At 56.5% G+C, this 18,933-nt stretch carries 12 protein-coding genes; 5 read left to right on the top strand and 7 right to left on the bottom strand.

Annotated elements, in window-relative coordinates; translation table 11 throughout:
• Positions 1-249 precede the first annotated feature (249 nt).
• From R0140_RS23720 to R0140_RS23740, 5 genes are all read right to left on the bottom strand, one after another.
• Positions 250-882 (bottom strand): hypothetical protein, encoded by a 633-nt coding sequence (locus R0140_RS23720; protein ID WP_046878858.1) that lies wholly within the window; start codon positions 880-882, stop codon positions 250-252.
• A gap of 21 nt (positions 883-903) precedes the next feature.
• On the bottom strand, positions 904-1,149 hold the full coding sequence (locus R0140_RS23725) for a hypothetical protein (protein ID WP_012969006.1): 246 nt from the start codon (positions 1,147-1,149) through the stop codon (positions 904-906).
• 81 nt (positions 1,150-1,230) lie between these two features.
• A complete protein-coding gene (locus R0140_RS23730) occupies positions 1,231-1,449 on the bottom strand; it encodes a hypothetical protein (RefSeq protein ID WP_012969007.1) in 219 nt (72 codons plus the stop codon).
• Entirely contained in the window at positions 1,442-9,304 is a 7,863-nt protein-coding gene (locus R0140_RS23735) for a two-partner secretion domain-containing protein (RefSeq protein WP_411555543.1), read from the bottom strand. Before R0140_RS23735 ends, R0140_RS23730 begins: the two co-directional genes overlap by 8 nt.
• Before the next feature lie 133 nt (positions 9,305-9,437).
• Positions 9,438-11,120, bottom strand: coding sequence for a ShlB/FhaC/HecB family hemolysin secretion/activation protein (locus tag R0140_RS23740; RefSeq protein ID WP_032740399.1), 1,683 nt, complete (start codon positions 11,118-11,120; stop codon positions 9,438-9,440).
• Positions 11,121-11,660: 540 nt separating this feature from the next.
• Between R0140_RS23740 and R0140_RS23745 the strand changes: the two genes are divergently transcribed.
• The 5 genes from R0140_RS23745 to R0140_RS23765 all read left to right on the top strand — a co-directional run bounded on the left by R0140_RS23745 (position 11,661) and on the right by R0140_RS23765 (position 16,351).
• Positions 11,661-13,811, top strand: coding sequence for a carbon starvation CstA family protein (locus tag R0140_RS23745; protein ID WP_317703911.1), 2,151 nt, complete (start codon positions 11,661-11,663; stop codon positions 13,809-13,811).
• A gap of 109 nt (positions 13,812-13,920) precedes the next feature.
• Complete coding sequence (locus R0140_RS23750; RefSeq protein ID WP_002887451.1) at positions 13,921-14,124, top strand: YbdD/YjiX family protein; 204 nt, start codon at positions 13,921-13,923, stop codon at positions 14,122-14,124.
• A gap of 11 nt (positions 14,125-14,135) precedes the next feature.
• Complete coding sequence (yjiA, locus tag R0140_RS23755) at positions 14,136-15,092, top strand: GTPase (protein WP_022065037.1); 957 nt, start codon at positions 14,136-14,138, stop codon at positions 15,090-15,092.
• A gap of 393 nt (positions 15,093-15,485) precedes the next feature.
• A complete protein-coding gene (locus R0140_RS23760; protein WP_008807582.1) occupies positions 15,486-16,031 on the top strand; it encodes a YfaZ family outer membrane protein in 546 nt (181 codons plus the stop codon).
• Entirely contained in the window at positions 16,031-16,351 is a 321-nt protein-coding gene (locus R0140_RS23765) for a hypothetical protein (RefSeq protein WP_016160232.1), read from the top strand. Before R0140_RS23760 ends, R0140_RS23765 begins: the two co-directional genes overlap by 1 nt.
• 49 nt (positions 16,352-16,400) lie before the next feature.
• On the opposite strand, the gene R0140_RS23770 is transcribed toward R0140_RS23765, so the two are convergent.
• Positions 16,401-17,771, bottom strand: a complete 1,371-nt coding sequence (locus tag R0140_RS23770; RefSeq protein ID WP_016160231.1) for an NAD-dependent succinate-semialdehyde dehydrogenase — start codon at positions 17,769-17,771, stop codon at positions 16,401-16,403.
• Positions 17,772-17,929: 158 nt separating this feature from the next.
• Positions 17,930-18,844 carry an Rpn family recombination-promoting nuclease/putative transposase gene (locus tag R0140_RS23775; protein WP_032740398.1) on the bottom strand — a complete coding sequence of 305 codons (915 nt, stop codon included), beginning with the start codon at positions 18,842-18,844 and terminating at the stop codon, positions 17,930-17,932.
• Positions 18,845-18,933 lie beyond the last annotated feature (89 nt).

The raw sequence follows: 18,933 nt of genomic DNA on the forward strand, positions 1-18,933 counted from the left end.
GCTACCTATTACGATTTTTCTTGTAGCCCTGGTAATAAATCCACCAACAACCAGTAGCTATCAACGCCCCTGTGAAACATGCAGCTTTTGTATACTTCCATGTATCACTCCAAATCAGCTCAAATGGGATGTGGTAAACCAATAAGAGGTAACCTCTAATGAGCACGTATATAATTAAAAACAATACGATCATTGCTACATTGCAAGCAAAAAATAGATAGAAAAAAATAAAGAACCAAGATTTTCTATTCATTTTTGGTTCCCTTTTTGGAATTTCACACCTGTTTTACCCGCTTGATCATTGAGGATCTCTGTCACCGCACTACCCGAGGCATTACCAGCAATACCAGGTACTGGATTAATCGGCAGCGGTTTGGATATTCCCATCCCGACATCTGTCCAGATCCAGTCTTTCCATGGCTTCATCGGGTTGTAAATTTTATCCATAGGCAGCTCAATGAGTTTTCCTGCACCATAACCCACTCCAGAGGCCAAACCATTACTTAAGCCACCTGTAAAAGGATTATCCCCTTTCAGATAGCTGGATATTGCACCACCTGCCGCATTCCAGCCCACAGTTCCCCAGACTCCCGTATTTGCAGTAAATGCTCCAACATAAGTCGCGATTAATACATCAGTTGGATTAACCGTTCCATTAATCGCATACTGAATACCTGCATTTGCCGTTCCGCCTATCGCGCCAGTAATCTGCATTCCTCCCGGCAGATAGATTAGCCCCGCTGAAGCCAACGCACCTGCATAAGCTTTATTCTCAGCAATTCCTCGCTGGCAGGCTTCACCAGACGGGTTATCTGCGCATGAGAGAACATCTGCGCCATGCTCTCTGGCTTTCTCACCCTGGCCCCATTCGTTCCCACCCATCAGGTTATTCTCAACAACAGCTTACTTATTTAACATTCGCTTTCTATAAGACAAGTAATAGGAAAGCCATAGACATATCCCGACAAAAAAACCTATAACTGCCATTTTGAGAGCAACATACACTTGTTCATAGCCAAAGAAATCAACATCAAATCCAGGTACAAGGATCCACTGAAATACCAGACTCAGCATGAACATAGTGGCGGGAACAGCTGTACAGGAATAAAAAAATAACAATACTAATTGCCATGTTGGTACTTTCATCATTTCTCTTCCTCCCCATTTTTATCACTCGTAGCATAATTGGAAAGACCAGAAACGGTTGCAGACTCAGCGCATTATTCTCCACTAAAATCCTTTAATCTTAAAAAGACGACATAAAACGATCCCTGCACCAATAATGCAGCCACCACCAAAACCTACTTTCAGATTATGCAGAGCTTCAGAGGAAGAAAAACTGAAGCTACCCTGTATGACATAATCAACAATAAGTAAGGACACATAAGCCAGTTCGGCCATGAGAATCCCCGCCACCACAGAGAAGATAAAAAAGAGAACATTAATCATTTTTTCTCTCCCCCATAGAATCCGCGCGCTTCTCTATACCTTTACCTGTTATTTCCGAGAAGAATGAACCACCAAAATCACCAAAAGCCCCAGGAACGCGGCTCGGAGTCATTTCCTTCGAAATACCAAAATCCCCCTTAATTTCAGTAAACTGCCTCAATTCAGCGTTAAACTTCGGATCCCAGCCTCCTTTCCACCAGTTTGCCCCGGCATTAACACCCCATGAGAGTCCTTTACCAATGCCATAGCCAATACCCGAACCGGCACCATTGATAAGCGCACCAGACAGTGGATCTTTGTCATCTATCCAGTTGCCCAGCGCACCACCTGCGGCATTCCAGCCTACCGTACCTGCCAGACCATTCCCCATACTGAGCACGTTTACCCAGCCAGCAATAGTCGCATTTGCCGGATCTATCGTGCCATCTGCCAGATAACTGATACCGGCATTTGCACTTGCTCCCAGTCCCCACATTGCCTGAGCACCACCTGGTAACAGGGCCACACTACCCGATGCCAGCGCAAGTCCTACCGCATTACGCTCATTTATCGCTTTCTGACATGCCGACCCGCCTGGGTTATCGGAACAACTCGCCATATCGATGCCGTGCTGGCGCAACCATGCCGCCTGCGCATCTTCACTGCCGCTCAGTAAGTTATTCTCCACCGCATTCTTCCCGGCCTGTGCACCCGTCACCGCATCCGCGCTGCTGCCTCCGCTAAGCCCCCCCATCAGTCCCGCCGCCAGCGTACTCAGCGCGCTTATCGTCGACTTCTGCTCATCCGACAGCTCTTCTGTCTTAACACCCGGATAATATTCCGCCGCTATCCAGCGCCCCAGCAGCTCGCCACTCACTGCGCCTGCCGCTCCCGCCAGCGCGCTGTTATTTCCCGATGCCGCCGCTATCGCTCCCCACACCGCGTGCGCCATCGCATTGGCTTCCACATTCACCTTGCCCGTCGCGCTGTCCGTCGTCTGGCTGTGAATGATTTCCGCCACATACGGGCTCACTGCGCCACTCGCCGCCTGCGCCAGGTCGCCCCCCGCCAGACCCTGCATCGCCGCCGTTACCGCCTGCGCCACCTTCTGGTACTTTCCGCCCGTATCGTAGTCCGCCGTCGCCGTTCGGCTCACCTGCGCGTTGATTTGCTCCTCGCTCGGACTGCCATTCCCTCCCGCTACCAGCTTCGCCCGCGCCGCTGCCCGCGCCGCCGGGTCGCTCTGCGCCGCCTGCGCGTTCAGCTTGCCCTGCGTCACCAGCACATCACTCACCTGGCGCCCGATTTCACCTATCTTCTGCGCCGTCGCCAGCCGGTTCTGCTCTTTCTCCTTATCAAATATCGGGCTCAGCGTCTGGTTCGCATGCGCCGCATCCCGGCTTAACCCCGTCACGTCCTGCTGCTGATTCGCGCTGTCGCGGATAACGATACTGCCCTCGCTCACCGCCGCCCGCGTCAGCGAACTGTCGCTGCCGCTGCCGTTCGCCCCCATCAGCAGTCCACTGGCCGCATTCCCGAGGAACTGCCCCGCCACGCTACCGCTCGTGCTCACTCCCTCGCTCTGCTGCTCCACGCTGTACTCGGCATAGTTTTTAATATCCCGGAAACCCAGCGTCCCGGTATCCAGCCGGTTCAGCTCCGCCGCCGCCGTGCTCGCCAGCACGCTGCCGTTCAGCTGCGTATGCCCGCCCACCTTCACATCAAAACCGCCATCGCCGGCAAAAATCCCCGTCTGCGCCTCCACCGACGCCCAGGTGCTGTGCATTTTGCTCTGGCTCAGGTTAAGAGAACCCGAACCGCCGCCCATGCTGCCGCTCGCCCCCGCACTGCCGCTAAGCTGCTTCGAATCGTAGTTATCGCTGTCCTGCTCGCTGGTCAGCGTCAGGTTACGCCCGACGTCCATTGTCACCTGATGGCCGCTCACCTGCGCCCCGGTCAGCGTCGTATCGCGACCGCTGACGATAGTCACCCGCTCACCGGCGCTGAGGGTCGTTTCGTTATGCGTCAGGCTGTTACCCTTCTCGTGGCCCTTCCCGGCGTTGGCGCTGGCGCTGACCGTCAGCCCGTTCGCGCCCTGACCGAAGTTAATACCGACGCCAAACGAACTCCCATGGCTCTCGTTTTTACCGCTCAGGGTGCTGGCGTTCTCCGCAGAGAATAAATTCACATCGCGCGCGGCATTGAGCAACGCGCTGCCGCCGGCCTGCAGCTGGCTGCCCTCAACGTTGATATCCGTCTCCGTGGCGATAATGCTGAGATTGTTGCCGGCCATCAGGCTGCTGCCGCGGCTGGTGTTCTGCGTTTGTCGCTGAGTGGATTTCGAGGACTGGCTACCCCAGGAGAGGTTGACCCCTATCATGCTCTCCGGACTGGAATCCGCAGTCTGCATCTGCGATGCCTGATACGCCTGTACGCCCGATAATGCCGACTGCAGCCCGCTCAGCGCGGCGAGACGGCCATTGCTCTCGGTGCTGGCCTGGTTGGCGCTGGAAACCGCGGTGTTAATGGCGCTGCCCACCATCCCGGATAACGCCAGCGTCAGGCCGCTGGTTTTCTGCTCCACGGTATGGGTCTGGGTGCTCTGGTTTTCCGCTGCCAGAATATTCACGGTTTTACCGGTCAACGCCATATTGTTGCCGGCCACCAGGTCAGATCCCTGAACCGTCAATACATTACCGGCGCTCAGGCTCAGGTTGCCCTGTGAGCTTCCGACGGTACTGGCGGCGCTACTCAGCGCCGTCGTTACATCGGTGGCTTTCAGCGACGAACTGCCGACGCTGAAGCCGACACCGCCGGTGCCGGAAAAGCCGCTATGTTTCTCTTTACGTAGATGGTTTTCCTGGCGACGCTCCTCGGCGGTGGTGATGGTCAGGTTACGCCCCGCCGCAAGGTTGACGTCCTGGGTGCCGGCAACACTGCTGCCGGACACCAGCAGGTCGCGCCCGGCCTGCATCACAATACTGTCACCGCTAAAATTGCTGCCGATGGCGTTCTGCGCCCACACTTCATCGTGAGTGGTGAGCGAACGGCGAGCCAGCAGGCCGCTGCTGCTTTGATGACTGTTTTCCGTCAGGTGCCATGAGGACTCGCCGCTGCTGAGGTTAATATCATTGCCGGCGGCAACCGTCAGGCTGCTGGTCGCCGTCACGCTGGCGGCGCGGGCATTCATATCGTGGCCGGCGGACAGCGCCACCGCGCCGCCGTTAATTTGCGTGCCGATATCGCTACGCTGGGTCAAGGAACGATCGTTGCCTTTCCCCCAGTTTCCGCTTTCGCTATGGGTGGTGGCGAGCGTCTGCAGGTTGAGATCGTTGCCGGCGATAATCTGCGTCTGGCTGCCCGCCGCGCTGTTACTCACCATGCTTGCCGTCAGATTAATGTTATGTAACGCCAGCAGCCCCAACTGGCCGTTTTCATTCTGGACATAAATCCCCGCGGGCCGATCGAGGCTGATGTTACCCGGGCCGCCGCCGAGGGTGCTGGCGCTGTTGATATCACGCCCGGCTTGCGCGATCAGGCTATCGCCGCCCTGCAGCGTTCCGCCAATATTGTTGATATCAGTACGCGCGTTTAGCGTGAGCTGGTTGCCGCCGATATAGCCGCTGTTATGAATGTTTTCCGCGGTTAGCTGCGTCACGCCGCGGCTTTGGATGTGCCCGCTGTTGGTCACATCACGGCTCACGCTGAACGCCACGTTTTCACCGCCGAGCAACGCGCCGCTGCCATCGAGATCGCCCGCTTTAATCCGCGCGTAAACCTGCGGCACCAGCACCTGCTGCACGGAGCCATCCGTTAGCGTGACCTCTCTGGCGACCAGCCAGACCATATCGCTGGTCAGCAGCGCCATCTGCGCTGGCGTCAGCGCCACCCCGACCGTCAGGTTGTACTGTTTGGCGAAGGCGACGCCCGCGTCCATCAGCGCCCGGTACTGCTCTTCATCGTTACTGTAGCCCTGCAGGTAGCGCCCGCCGCTCAGCTTAACGATCTGCTCACGCACCAGCCGCTGTTCGTAATAGCCGTCGCCAAGCCGCTTCATCGCCTGATCAACGCCCAGCTGATTTTGCATGTAGTCGCTGGCGAGCCACGCTTTACCGTTGGTAAAACGCGGATCGGTTTCCACCAGATAGCCTGCTTTAGCCTGCGGGTCGATCTGATACAGACTGCTGACAGGAAGCCGGGTATCCGGCGTGACGACGCGAATAACCGTTCCGTCAGCGTTAACCGGCGTCACTTCCGCCAGTCGTCCGGCGGGTATTTCGCCTGTTTCATCGGCGCGATCGCGCGGATTAATCACACCGCTATGGCCATCAATTTGGGTATTGCCCTGCCACTTCATGGTTTGCAAATCGATGGTCTGAACCGTCGGCGTCGGTTCATATTCGCTGCTTTTTTTCCCCTGGCTGGTTTTGGTGCCGCCAAACGGGCGGCTGGTCTTTTTCTCATACCAACGGGTCTGGGTGCCGACGTCGGTGGTCACCCGTTTACCGGTCGTGGCGACGTTGTTTAGTTCGCCAATCACGCCACCGAGCGCTCCTCCGGCGATAATCTGGCTATCGTAGTTATTCAGCTTATCGCTGTTGATGATGAGCTGGCCGCCGGAGAGGATTTTGCCAGGAGCGCTTTCCACCACCTGCGTTTCCACAACGGTACGCTGGTACTGGTATTCATAGAACTCATCGCCGCGGCTTCCGTCCGGCATGATGGCGTCGTGAACGCCGTATTTGTTTTTATAGCTGGTATCGACCAGCGACCAGTCGAAGCGCTGTACCGATCCTTTCAGCGCCGCTTCATGGCGCCATGACTGCTCGACCATCACATCTTTCGTCACCAGATGGTCGTTGTAGTTATTGATTTGTTGGATATCGAGCGCCATATCACCGGCGGACTCAAGCGTTGCGCTGTGGTTATTAAACACTCCCGCCCGGCCGCTGAGCGAACCGTCTTCGGCAAGCTGGCCGCCAATGGCGAGCGTACCGTCGCTGTAGATCAGCGCGTGATCCTGGTTATTGAGCGTGCCGACGCCCATTGCCAGCGATGCCCGTGCGGCAATCGTCGCCGCCACGCCGTTCTCTGCGGCGTTAGTCAGCGTTGCCGCCTGCAGCGCGACGGCGTCGCCGTACAGGCGCCCGCTGCCGATATTGGTTAACGTCGTGGCGACAATATGGGTTAAACCACCGTCAATCAGCCCCCGATTGACCAACTCGCCGCTGACCGTCAAATGGTTCTCGCCAGCGCTGATTTCACCTTCCTGACGGTTATCCAGCTTTGCCGCATAGAGATTGAGCGCCTGGCCGGCGCTGATAACCCCCTGGTTAATCAGCCCCAGGCCGGAGAGATTCCACTGCAGGTTGCCGTTGGCGATGACCCTCCCGGCGTTATGAAATGCCTGACGCAACGTGAGCGACATATCGCCCTGAGAGAGCACCTCGCCATCGCCGCTGAGGGAATCGGCATCGAGGCTAAGTTTGCTCGCGGCAAGTAACGTTCCGCCCGTATTAGCCAACGCCAGGTTGACGCCTGCTATTTCCAGAGCGGTGGCGGAGACGATCTGCCCCTGTCGGTTATCCAGCCCCCGGTTGTGAATGGTGATGTTGAGATTACCGCCGGACTGCAGTTCTCCCTGCCGGTTATCAACGGTGGCGCTCTGAATACCCAGGGCATCAAAAGCGGTGATTGTGCCCTGCTGGTTATCCAGTAAACCGCTCGTCGTCAGGTTGACGCTGCCCCGCTGCGCCGTGCCTATCTGCCCGTGACGATTATTAAGATTTTCAGCCTGTAGTTGGATGTCGCCGCTGGCGATGATATTCCCCTGCGAGTTATCCACCCCATGGCGCGCAGTGAGCTGAATGTCGCCCTGCGCCGCGCTGATTTTTCCGCCATGGTTGGTCAGATTGTCGGCGTCAAGCTTGATATTGCCATTTGCGGCAAGAACGCCTTCGCGGTTATCCAGCCCTCCTTCAGCGCTCATGGCCAGGTCGCCCTGCGCCGCAATCACTTGCCCCTGCTGGTTCCGAAGGCTGGCCACTTGTAGAGAAAGGCTGCCGCCAGCAACGATATTCCCTTGCGAATTTTCCAGCTCATGCCGCGTAGTGAGCTGAGCATTGCCCTGCGTCGTGCTGATTTTACCGCTGCGATTATTAATGTTATCGGAGTACAAAACGATATTGCCGTTAGCGGCAATAGTGCCTTCGCCGTTGTCCAGCGCGCCTTCGCTGGTAATAGACATGCCGCCGCTGCCGGTATGCAGCAGCGTTCCGTTTTGATTGAACAACTGGCTGGTTCTGAGCGTCAAAGCATGGCTGTTGCTGGCGATCTCACCGCCGCGGTTATCCAACCCCGCGCGAAAATCAAGGCGTAGATCGTCCTCGCCCGTCTGCTGGATTACGCCCTGTTGGTTATCCAGCGCCATTGCTTTCAGCTCAAGCTGGCTGGCCGTCAACAGGCCACTGTGGTTGTTGAGTTTGCCGCTGGCGGCCAACTGCAGTTTTTCGCTGGCCACCACCACCGCATCTCGGGTGGTGATATCGCCGGACGCGGCGCTGACCACGATCCGCGCCCCCGAGGTTCTACTGTTATCAAGATCCACCGTCCTGCCCTGCGCCGTCAGCGTTCCTGCCGCCATATTGCGGCCATTCAGCGCCAGCGCGCTCTGGCTATTCAGCGTCAGCGCGCCGCTGCTGGCGGTAGAGCCATCGCTATTTAATCCGGCGGCGAGCGTACTGTTTTGCGCGCTACGCAAAGCGTTGGCGGCAATCCGCGTATCGCCTTGCGCGGCGATCATGCCGTCATTGGTTAGCGTCGCGCTGGCCGTCACCACGCTATCTTTTCCGGCGTACAGCTGGCCCTGGTTGTGAAGATCGCCCTTAACGGACAGTTGCAGATTCTGCGCGGACTGAATCACGCCGCGGTTGCTGAGCGCGCCATCAGCGCTGATTGCTACGTCCCCCGCCGCCGCGCCGATATTGCCGGCATTGTGAACGCCTACGCCGCGCTCGGTACCGACAAGACGAATTTTATGGGCGTACATCCCGCCCAGCGCGCTGACGTCTATCGCCACCGCAGGCAGCGCACTGCCGTCGGCTGATTTTGCCGTCGTCCGGCTGTGCGCCGCATCGATCTGATTACGCCCTGCGGTGACCTTTAGCTCCTGCGCCCAAACCCCGGCGTTGATTTTCACCGCGCGGGCGAGCAGGTCGGTGCTGTCTACCGAGCTCGCATCAAGGCCGCCGCCCTGTACGAGAATTTCGCCGCGATTAACATCATAACCGCTAATCTGCCCGTTACCGTACTGCACCTGGCCTGTCGTCAGCGTCGCGCGGTTAGCATTGATGAACCCGCAGCCATCGCAGCTAATTCCGGCAGGGTTAGCGATAACCACCTGCGCTTTTTGTCCGGCAACCTCGATATAGCCATTCAGCCGACTCGGATCGCGGGTATTCACCTCATTGAGGATCACTCTGGCTTCCCCTTTCGCCAGATTCGGATTACCGGCGACCATCCCGGCCAGTTGGGTTGAAGTGTTGGCACGGCTGTTATTCAGCACCACGCCGCGCCCATCGACGTCAAACTGGCTGTAGACGTTGCGTGAAACGCCTGCGCCGCTCGGTGTCTGAATATTGACCTGCGGCGTGCCATTGGCGCTATTGGCGATCTGCGGTTGCTGGCCGCCTGGCGCATGGTTATCGGCGACAATCGCCGCCTGAGCCGGGGTAAGACAGGAAAAAGCGAGCAGAAAGCTAAAGGCCAGCGGCGCCAGGGTGGAGGTCAGCATCGACCCGGTTCGCGCGTCGGCGCCGGATTGCGGCGACACGCCCGCCCAATGAGAGCGGGTCGTTTCCGCCACCACCATCAGCATCCCGCGAGTCTTATTAAATACGATTCGATAAAAGCGTTTATTCATTGCCGTTACTCGTCATCCATTGTCCACCGCGGCCCGGAAAATCATCCCTGTGCGCAGCACGCGCCGCCAAACGGCGCATGAGTGAAAATCAGTAGCTCCAGCTAACGCTGAAACCAAAAGTTGCCGGATCGGTTTTAAAGCCATCGGGTTTGGCTAAAGGGATACCGGCGAACAGGTCGTAGCTGGCGCGGTGGTACTGGCCGCGCAGCCCTGCCACGCCCCCGGCGAGGTGTTTGCCCACCAGCGTTTCACTGCCCGCGCCGCCGACTTCGCCGTAATCCGCCCCCAGATAAAACTCTTGCCCCGGTAACGGGGTCGACCAGGCGATATCGTTACGTATGTACCAGCCGTGACTGGCGGTCAGGGTGCGCTCGCCGTCAAAGCCGCGAACCGTCCAACGGTTGCCGATGGAAAACATATCCGGCGAAGTCAGCGGCGTGCTGCTCATCTGCCGCTGATAGCGACTGGTAAAGCGAAAATTTTGCCCGCCCAGGGCAAAAGGCAAATTGAGCTGAGCATTGAATTGCAGGATTTTGCTGAGGGCGGTTGCTTCCCCCCATTGCTCTTCCGGCGCGGGCTGAGCGCCAAACCAGCGGGTACCGCGCTGATAGCTCACTCCGGCATCGAGAGTGGCGTTGCCCAGGTAATGGCGATGCTGCAGACCAAGCTTCCAGGCCGCCGTCTGCCGCCGCTGAACGGCAATCTCGGTGTCGTTAATGAAGTTGCGCTGCTCGCGGGCTAACACATCGGCGCTAAGAGTGGTCTTCTGACTACCGCTCCGGTGCAGTACGCGGCTCATCTGGAAATCAACGTTCTTGCTTTTACCGCTGTACTGGTAATCGCCGTTGGCCCCCGCCACGGTTTGCATGTAATCATACTGGCTGGCGGTTAATCCGAGCTGCCAGTAACCCAGCGGAATCGAATAGTGGCCGGTCAGGTTCTTTGAGGATTTACCGCCATTGCCATCGAGGTTATGTGAGCCGGAAAGGTAAAAAAGGTCGCTTAAGGCTAACGGGTTATCCAGGGATAGCGTCAGGTTACCCTGATAGCGGCCGGTGGCATTAGAGCCGGAATCATCGAGCGAGGCGTCAACGCGCCAGAAGCGTTCCTGTTGGCGGTTAATGACAATATCGCTTTGCCCCGGCGTATCGCCCGGAATAATTTCCATGCTGGCCTGTACCGTCGGCAGGCGCTGCAAGTTTTCCAGCCCCTGCTCAATATCGCGCAGGTCCAGTAGTTTCCCGTCAGTCGCCGGAAACGCGCTCGCCAGCCATAGATAATTATCGCTGTCCTCCGTAAGCCTGGCTTCACGGATATAACCCGGCATCACCACCAGGCGCAAAACACCGCTTTTTAAATCCTGCTGCGGGGCAAGGATCCGGCTGGTGATATAACCGCGATCGATTAATATATTCTGCAACTTGGCCATCAGTAGGTTAATGCCCTTCCCTCCCAGACAACGCCCAATCGCTTTATTTGCCTGACGCTGGAGCGGAAGCCAATGCGGTAAGGCATCGGCACCCTGTAAAATAATCTGTGAAATAGCAAAGCAAGGTTCTTCCACGGGAAATAAACCATCATCGGTATTTATTTCTTCCGCTGATAAATGAATATCCGGTGACGGCGGCGCGAGCTGGTTTTCCAGCGCCTGCTGGCGCTGCTGCTGGTTGATGAACTGCTGCTCACGTACGGTATCCTCAGGCGCAGCCCATGCCCAGGCAGGCAATATACAGATAATTAAAACTTTATGAATGAAATTCCATTTATTCATTATAATTAAGTCACAACGTTCCATGTTGAGTAATAAAAAGCAAAGCGTGGCATTTAATACAACCAAACCCATGTTAATATCAACATATATTATTCAAGCCACTTCAAAAAATATTACTTAAAATTATAAACGCGTTGATTACCCCAGTTTCATGATATGGATGAATCACCGTTAAGTTCTGCCGAAGACAATATGAAATCATCATGAAATAAGAATATGAGATTATGAATTAATATCGATTCACACTGAGAGCATTAGCGCGACCTCTTTTTACGTTCTGCCGCTCCCCCATCGCACTGGGCTGAAATATGCCGTGATCTCAATCACATAATTATCTCTTGTTCACTTGATGGCCAACCGCTTATTTCAGCTAGCGACCGCTTAACCTTCCATACAACCACTCACCGATTTACCCAACTTTACGCACGCGCTGTTCTGGCAAGATCGGAGGCAGCCTAGCTAATCAATACCTCCATTAACCCTTACTTAAAACCAGACGGCTTCGGCCAATTATTCATCTAATTAACGCCAGGTTTTACTATGGATACCAAAAAACTATTCAAGCACATACCCTGGGTGATTCTCGGAATCATCGGGGCATTTTGCCTATCAGTCGTCGCGTTGCGCCGCGGTGAGCACGTCAGTGCCCTGTGGATCGTCGTCGCCTCGGTTTCTGTGTACCTCGTCGCCTACCGTTATTACAGCCTGTACATCGCGCAGAAGGTGATGAAGCTTGACCCAACGCGCTCGACGCCGGCGGTCATTAATAACGATGGCCTGAACTATGTGCCGACCAACCGCTACGTGCTGTTTGGCCACCACTTTGCCGCCATTGCCGGCGCCGGCCCGCTGGTTGGCCCGGTGCTGGCCGCGCAGATGGGCTATCTGCCGGGCACCCTGTGGCTGCTGGCCGGCGTAGTGCTGGCGGGCGCGGTACAGGACTTCATGGTGCTGTTTATCTCCTCACGGCGTAACGGCGCCTCGCTGGGCGAGATGATCAAGCAGGAAATGGGGCCGGTTCCGGGCTCTATCGCGCTGTTCGGCTGCTTCCTGATTATGATCATCATCCTCGCGGTGCTGGCGCTCATCGTGGTGAAAGCGCTGGCGGAAAGCCCGTGGGGCGTCTTTACCGTCTGCTCGACGGTACCTATTGCCCTGTTTATGGGGATCTACATGCGCTTCCTGCGCCCAGGCCGCGTGGGTGAAGTGTCGGTTATCGGTATCGTGCTGCTGGTGGCGTCCATCTGGTTTGGCGGCATCATTGCCCACGACCCGTACTGGGGCCCGGCGCTGACCTTTAAAGACACCACCATCACCTTTACCCTGATTGGCTACGCGTTTATCTCCGCGCTGCTGCCGGTATGGCTGATTCTGGCGCCGCGTGACTATCTGGCCACCTTCCTGAAAATCGGCGTGATCGTCGGCCTGGCGCTGGGGATCGTTATCCTCAACCCGGACCTGAAAATGCCGGCGGTGACCCAGTACATTGATGGTACCGGCCCGCTGTGGAAAGGCGCGCTGTTCCCGTTCCTGTTTATCACCATCGCCTGCGGCGCGGTCTCCGGCTTCCACGCGCTGATCGCCTCCGGCACCACGCCGAAGCTGCTGGCCAACGAAACCGATGCCCGCTTTATCGGCTACGGCGCGATGCTAATGGAGTCTTTCGTGGCCATCATGGCGCTGATCGCCGCCTCGATTATCGAACCGGGTCTCTACTTCGCGATGAACACCCCGCCGGCGGGCCTTGGCATCGTCATGCCAAACCTGCATGAAATGGGCGGTGAAAACGCGGCGATGATCGCTGCGCAGTTGAAAGAAGTGACCGTCCATGCGGCGGCGACCGTCAGCTCCTGGGGCTTCGTGATCTCCCCTGAGCAGATCCTGCAGACGGCGAAAGATATCGGCGAACCTTCGGTACTGAACCGCGCCGGCGGCGCGCCGACGCTGGCCGTCGGTATCGCCCATGTGTTCCATAAAATCATCCCGATGGCGGATATGGGCTTCTGGTACCACTTTGGTATCCTGTTTGAAGCGCTGTTTATCCTCACCGCGCTGGATGCCGGTACCCGCGCAGGCCGCTTTATGCTGCAGGATCTGTTGGGTAACTTCGTGCCGTTCCTGAAAAAAACCGACTCGCTGGTCGCCGGGATTATCGGTACCGCGGGCTGCGTCGGGCTGTGGGGCTACCTGCTGTATCAGGGCGTGGTCGACCCGCTGGGCGGTGTGAAGAGCCTGTGGCCGCTGTTCGGTATCTCTAACCAGATGCTGGCCGCCGTGGCGCTGGTGCTTGGCACCGTGGTGCTGGTCAAAATGCAGCGCACCAAATATATCTGGGTCACCGTTATCCCGGCAGCGTGGCTGCTGCTGTGCACCACCTGGGCGCTGGGTCTGAAGCTGTTCAGCAGCAATCCGCAGATGGAAGGCTTCTTCTTTATGGCTCAGCAGTATAAAGAGAAGATTGCCGCCGGCGGCGAGCTGACCGCGCAGCAAATTGCCAACATGAATCATATCGTGGTCAACAACTACACCAACGCCGGGCTGAGTATCCTGTTCCTGGTGGTGGTGTACAGCATCATCTTCTACGGCATCAAAACCTGGCTCAACGTGCGCAACAATAAGGTGCGTACCGACAAAGAGACCCCGTACGTGCCGGTACCGGAAGGCGGCGTGAAGACCTCGTCACATCATTAACCCTGATGCCGGATAGCGCTACGTTTATCCGGCCTACCAAAAGCGCATTAACGTAGGCCGGATAAGGCGCTAGCCGCCATCCGGCTTTATTCGTTATCTGGAACTTACAATGTTTGGTAACTTAGGTCAGGCAAAAAAATATCTCGGTCAGGCGGCAAAAATGCTAATTGGCATTCCGGATTACGACAACTACGTCACACATATGCAAACCAACCATCCGGATCAGCCGTACATGACTTATGAAGAATTCTTCCGCGAACGCCAGCAGGCCCGCTACGGCGGAGACGGCAAAGGCGGCGTACGCTGCTGTTAATGGAGGCAATAATGGCACCGATTGCAGTCACCCTACTCACCGGTTTTCTCGGCGCAGGAAAAACCACCCTCCTGCGCCATATCCTGAATGAGCAGCACGGTTTCAAAATCGCCGTGATTGAAAATGAATTTGGCGAAGTCTCCGTTGACGATCAGCTGATCGGCGACCGCGCCACGCAGATCAAAACCCTGACCAACGGCTGTATCTGCTGTACGCGCTCCAACGAACTGGAAGACGCCCTGCTCGATCTCCTCGACAGTCGCGATCGCGGCGAAATCGAGTTTGACCGGCTGGTGATTGAGTGCACCGGCATGGCCGACCCGGGGCCGATTATCCAGACCTTTTTCTCCCATGAGGTGCTCTGCGAGCGCTATCTGCTGGACGGCGTGATCGCCCTGGTGGATGCCGTCCATGCCGACCAGCAGATGGATCAGTTCACCATCGCCCAGTCGCAGGTCGGCTATGCGGACCGCATTTTGCTAACCAAAACCGATGTTGCCGGCGACACCGAGAAGCTGCGCGAACGGCTGGCGCGCATCAATGCGCGGGCGCCGGTTTATACCGTCATTCACGGCGATATCGATCTAAACCAGCTGTTTAACACCAGCGGCTTTATGCTGGAAGAAAAGGTTGTCAGCGCCACACCGCGTTTTCATTTTGTTGCAGAAAAGCAGAACGACGTCTCGTCGATTGTGGTCGAGCTCGACTATCCGGTGGATATCAGTGAAGTTTCACGGGTAATGGAAAACCTGTTGCTCTCCTTCGCCGAGCAACTGATGCGCTATAAAGGCATGCTGTGGATCGACGGCGAGCCAAATCGCCTGCTGTTTCAGGGCGTGCAGCGCCTCTACAGCGCCGACTGGGATCGCCCGTGGGGCGATGAAACGCCGCACAGCACGCTGGTATTTATCGGCATTCAGCTGCCGGAAGAGGAAATTCGCGCCGCATTTGCCGGGTTACGACGCTAACCTGCCCGCCTGCGCCCCAAGGCGCAGGCACCATCCTCTCTCTGACACCTCATCAAAAACAGGGACCAAACGTCGGCAGCGCGTCGAAAAATGTAAAGCAACGTTTTAATAAGTAACAGCAGAAACACTTTTGGAAATAATAAGAAACTAAATGAATAGGATCCTTAATAATTAATGCCCGCCCTGTTCAGTTTCTGTTTAGCCCACCCATTAAACCGCGGCTAAACAGACCAAATTTGATGATTGACCTCGCCGTAACCCAACGTCATTACAACATTTTCAAAACACCTCCCTGACAAACCCAGCATAAAAAATTGACGTAAGTCACATTTGCAGAGATAAACATCGATTGTTAAGGTGCGCTCAGACAAATTTAATGACGAGGAGCAAACCATGAAAAAGCTTAACATCCTGATTGTTGCTGCCCTGACCGCGGTCTCTGGTTCCGCCATGGCGATGGGATTTACCGTTGAACAAGGTAAAAACTTCACCAATCTGAATATGGAAATGGGTAAATCCTCTTCTGGCCTGTACGCCGAAAGCCACTGGCTGAAGAATACCGATGATGGTAGCCAGACCGGCGGCGTTGGCGCGGGTTACAATCTGGAAGTAGGTCCGGTTATGCTCAACGCTGGCGCGAAAGCTATCTACCTCGGGCCGAAAAAAGGCGATAACGGCGTCGCGTTTCCGGTCGGCGGCGGGGTGAACGTGGCCCTGACCGACAGCATCCACGTGTTTGGCGAAGGGTATGTCGCGCCGGACGGCCTGAACAACAGCGTAAAAAACTATGTCGAAGCGAACGGCGGCGTAAGCTGGTCCCCGATTGGTCCAGTGACGTTGAAAGTGGGTTACCGTCACGTGAGCGTTGACGGCAAAGAGGGTCGCCCAAACCACACCCTGATTGATGGCGCCTACGTGGGCGGCGGAGTCACCTTCTGATGAAACCACGTCTCGCCGCGCTCTCTGCGCTGAGCCTGGCGTTGCTGCTGACCGGCTGCACTCAGTATACCTGGGTGAAGCCGGGTTTAAGCGATGCCGAAATGCATAAAAAGCTCACCGAATGTGAAGCGCAGGCCCTGGTCGATCTCCCTCCGGATAACGTGGTGACCGGGTCCAGTTCAGAAAAAACGGACAAAAAACATAAGAAACAGGATGTTGAAACAAGCTATACGGTAGAAGACGCGAATGAATATCAGCGGGAGACCTTAGTCGACAGCTGTATGTTCAAAAGCGGCTGGGATAAAGTCGAAGTGCAATGAATCTATTATAAAAAAACCTGCCGAATGGCAGGTTTTTTTATGGCCGGGCTTAGTGGCGCACCACCACCAGCTTCTGGTTCACAAACTCTTTGATGCCGAGATCGGAGAGCTCCCGTCCGTAACCGGAACGCTTCACGCCGCCAAACGGCAGCTCCGGCGCGGTATCGGTAAGCCAGTTGATATAAACCATCCCGGTTTCAATGGCGGAGGCCATCCGTTTGGCGCGTTCGATATCCTGACTGAAGACCGCGCCGCCCAGACCATAGTGGGAATCATTGGCCAGCTGGATTGCCTCCTCGTCATTTTTCACCACGTAGATCTGCGCCACCGGGCCAAAGAACTCTTCAAAGTACGCCGGGTTGTCACGGGTGATACCGGTCAAAATGGTGGGTTCAAAGAAATTGCCTTCTCGTGCCACCGCTTTGCCGCCCAGATGCAGCGTAGCGCCATTTTTCACCGCCTCGTCCACCTGTTTGCTTAGGGTGTCCAGCGCATCTTTGGAAGAGAGTGGCCCCAGCGTGGTGCTTTCATCCAGCGGATCGCCGATTTTCACCTGGCGAAACGCCTCGCTAAATTTCGCCAGAAACGACTCAGCGATATTTTCGTGCAGGATAAAACGCTTGGCAGCGGTACACACCTGGCCGGCGTTATTCAGCCGCGCCTGGACGCCGATTTTCACCGCGCGTTCCAGGTCGGCATCGTCCAGTACCACAAATACATCGTTACCGCCCAGTTCCAGCGTCGATTTCTTAATATGCTTCGCCGCCTGCGCCGCCACCACGCTGCCGGCTTTCTCCGACCCGGTGAGCGCCGCGCCCTGCACGCGATCGTCGGCGATAATCTTCGCCACCTGCTCCTGGGAGATAAACAGGTTGGTCCACGCCCCTTCCGGTGCGCCGGCCTCACGCACCAGATGGGCAAAGGTCTCCGCGCAGTGCGGCACAATGCTGGCGTGTTTGGCGATAACCGGGTTGCCGGCCGCCAGGTTTGGCGCCAGGACGCGCATCAGCTGGTAATAGGGGAAGTTCCACGGCTCCACCGCCATTAAGACGCCGATGGGATGATGCTCAACCCAGGCGTCGCCGAGTTCGGAGGGATATTTCACCGGCGCCAGCAACGATTTGGCGTTATCGGCATAATAGCGGGCGATCTGCGCGCAAAGTTTCACTTCGCCGCGGCTCTGCTTAATGAGTTTCCCCATCTCCTGGCTGGCGATTTTTGCCAGTTCCTCCGCCCGGCTGTCGATCAGATCAGCCAGCTTATGCAGTACCGCCAGCCGCGGTTCAATATCGCCTTTTGCCCAGGCTGAATGGTAGAGCGCATCCGCCTGCTGCAGCGCCGCCTCCACGTCCGCGTCGCTGTGCGCCGGGTACGTTTTAATAAGCTGATTGTTCGCAGGATTCACCGTCTGATAGGCCATATCGCATGTCTCCTTGTTATCGCTATTAAGGCAGTCAAAAATGCCGTTAAGGATATTAAGGGTAGTCGAGATGGCTGGCGATGCGGGTAAAGTTAGGTATATCAGGAATATTCCATAAAGAGGCTAACCGGGGCTACCTTCAGGCCGCCCCGGCGTTATCAATGCGCCAGCGTGGCGATCTCGTCGGCGGCCAGGCCAGTGATTTTCACCACCGTCTCGCGGGCAATACCGTCGTCCAGCATCCTCTGTGCAATGCGCAGCGCCTCGGCATGCTGTCCTTCTTGCCGGCCTTCCCGTTTGCCTTTTCTGCGGCCCACTTCCTGTAATCTTTCGGCGATGGTCATTAAGCTCTCCCTGTGCTGAGGAACCCGTTGCGCCACTTCGTGGATAAACCGGCCAAAGCGGCGCGCGTTGCCAGTCTGCAGCAGATAATTAAACAGCGTTTTTAGCTGTCTGTCATTAGCGTCCCCGCTAAGTAAAATCGTCGTCAGTTGCCCAACGATGTTCATTAAATCGCGCTGGCGAATATGCTTCTGTATCAGCTCAAGTAGCGCCACGCGCCGATGGCTAACGATTTCATCGTCGGGGATCACCGTGATATCCACCAGCGGAAAGGGCGAGATATAAAGCTCCCTCGCCAGTTGCGGATCGGTAAAGCAGTCCAGCCAGTTGAGCGACCACGGGTATGGCGTGGTCGCCCCGTGGTAGAACAGCATCGGCACCACCAGCGGCAGTCTGGTATGACCACGATCAAGATGGCGCTGCATCGCGGCGATGGCATAGCGCATCAGGCGAAAAGCCATCTGCGCGTCCGGCGAGCTCTGATGTTCGATAACCACATAAATGTAGCCCTCGCCAGACGCGGTTTTGAGTGACCACAGCACATCGGAGTACCAGGCCCGCAGGCTCTCCTCGATAAAGCTTGCCGATTCCAGCTGTAAGGTATCGAGGTCGCAGCGCTGACGCAGCGCAGGCGGTAAATGGATCGCCAGGAAATCACGCGCGGTGTCGGCCTGAGTGAGAAACTGTTTAAACACCGCATCATGCGGCGTCGAGGTGGTACCCTTTGCCATCGGCTCATCCCTGCCTGCTTATCCTGCAGGGACTCTACGCGCTCGGAATGTTTCTGACACCCGGGCAATACAACCTTTACGCACCGCCA

The sequence above is a fragment of the Klebsiella sp. w6 genome, from assembly GCF_033100215.1.
GTDB classification, from domain to species: domain Bacteria; phylum Pseudomonadota; class Gammaproteobacteria; order Enterobacterales; family Enterobacteriaceae; genus Klebsiella; species Klebsiella variicola.

Excerpts from the sequence above, each read along its gene's own strand:
- R0140_RS23745 (WP_317703911.1), top strand. The coding sequence starts at position 11,661 with ATGGATACCAAAAAACTATTCAAGCACATACCCTGGGTGATTCTCGGA.
- yjiA (WP_022065037.1), top strand. The coding sequence starts at position 14,136 with ATGGCACCGATTGCAGTCACCCTACTCACCGGTTTTCTCGGCGCAGGA.
- R0140_RS23750 (WP_002887451.1), top strand. The coding sequence starts at position 13,921 with ATGTTTGGTAACTTAGGTCAGGCAAAAAAATATCTCGGTCAGGCGGCA.
- R0140_RS23735 (WP_411555543.1), bottom strand. The coding sequence starts at position 9,304 with ATGCTGATGGTGGTGGCGGAAACGACCCGCTCTCATTGGGCGGGCGTG.
- R0140_RS23720 (WP_046878858.1), bottom strand. The coding sequence starts at position 882 with ATGGGTGGGAACGAATGGGGCCAGGGTGAGAAAGCCAGAGAGCATGGC.
- R0140_RS23775 (WP_032740398.1), bottom strand. The coding sequence starts at position 18,844 with ATGGCAAAGGGTACCACCTCGACGCCGCATGATGCGGTGTTTAAACAG.
- R0140_RS23770 (WP_016160231.1), bottom strand. The coding sequence starts at position 17,771 with ATGGCCTATCAGACGGTGAATCCTGCGAACAATCAGCTTATTAAAACG.
- R0140_RS23760 (WP_008807582.1), top strand. The coding sequence starts at position 15,486 with ATGAAAAAGCTTAACATCCTGATTGTTGCTGCCCTGACCGCGGTCTCT.
- R0140_RS23730 (WP_012969007.1), bottom strand. The coding sequence starts at position 1,449 with ATGATTAATGTTCTCTTTTTTATCTTCTCTGTGGTGGCGGGGATTCTC.
- R0140_RS23765 (WP_016160232.1), top strand. The coding sequence starts at position 16,031 with ATGAAACCACGTCTCGCCGCGCTCTCTGCGCTGAGCCTGGCGTTGCTG.
- R0140_RS23740 (WP_032740399.1), bottom strand. The coding sequence starts at position 11,120 with ATGAATAAATGGAATTTCATTCATAAAGTTTTAATTATCTGTATATTG.
- R0140_RS23725 (WP_012969006.1), bottom strand. The coding sequence starts at position 1,149 with ATGATGAAAGTACCAACATGGCAATTAGTATTGTTATTTTTTTATTCC.